Origin of the sequence: Pseudophaeobacter profundi (assembly GCF_029697505.1) — a bacterium.
Taxonomy (GTDB): domain Bacteria; phylum Pseudomonadota; class Alphaproteobacteria; order Rhodobacterales; family Rhodobacteraceae; genus Pseudophaeobacter; species Pseudophaeobacter profundi.
Genome location: NZ_JARJEF010000041.1, coordinates 1 through 742, shown reverse-complemented (window position 1 = coordinate 742; position 742 = coordinate 1). Strand labels below are relative to the sequence as shown.

Sequence of the window (742 nt, the reverse complement as noted above, 5' to 3'; positions counted from 1 at the left end):
GGAAGCTTGGGAAACCGAAGACATTTTTGCCAAGAGGATCACCGTCATCCGAGACTGCTTCCCCACCCTCGACTTGTGGACCAGCGAAAAGTGGTTCAAGTACAGCAAGACTGTGTACGCCCTTGAGTTCAAGAGGTGGTCCGGAGAGTCTGAAGTTGACTACATCAAGAGGATCTTCGCCAAGGACTCCCTCTTTGACACATCTGACGAGATCTGGTGCAAGAGGATTTTCCTCATCCAGGAGGCTACCCTCTCTAGCTGCAACATTTGGTACAACGATGCTTACCTGTCATCTTACTTCTCCACCTACTACAAGACCCTCGACAAGGTGCGCGCCACCGAGGCTGCTGATGCTTGGCTGCTCCGAGCTCTCACTCCCCTCCCCGGCGAGTCCTTCGACAACGCCCTCACCAGGATCAAGTTCATCAAGTCTGTCACCAGCGACTGCGGTTTCTGGAAGGTCGACTACTTCAAGAAGATCCAGACTGCCAAGCTTCTCCAGTCCGAGTACCTCGTCAAGATCCAGAAGGCTTTCTTCCCCTGCGGATGTGGTGGCGCCGCCGTCGCTGTCAGCACCTCCACCTCTTCAGCTGCTGCCGCTTCTTCTTCTTCCTCCTCCCAGGTCGCCAGTTCCACCACTGTCGTTGCCGCCTAGGATGTTTAGGTCCTCTGCGCTCACAACTGTTGGAATCCTCCTCACTTGCAAATATTTTTCGTTTGTTTTCTAAACATATTAATAAAT

1 protein-coding gene is annotated in these 742 nt (G+C 52.8%); it reads left to right on the top strand.

Annotated features, from left to right (window positions below; genetic code table 11):
* A partial coding sequence (locus tag P2081_RS20190; protein WP_278924581.1) for a hypothetical protein occupies positions 1-655 on the top strand: 655 nt, incomplete at its 5' end.
* Positions 656-742: the final 87 nt, after the last annotated feature.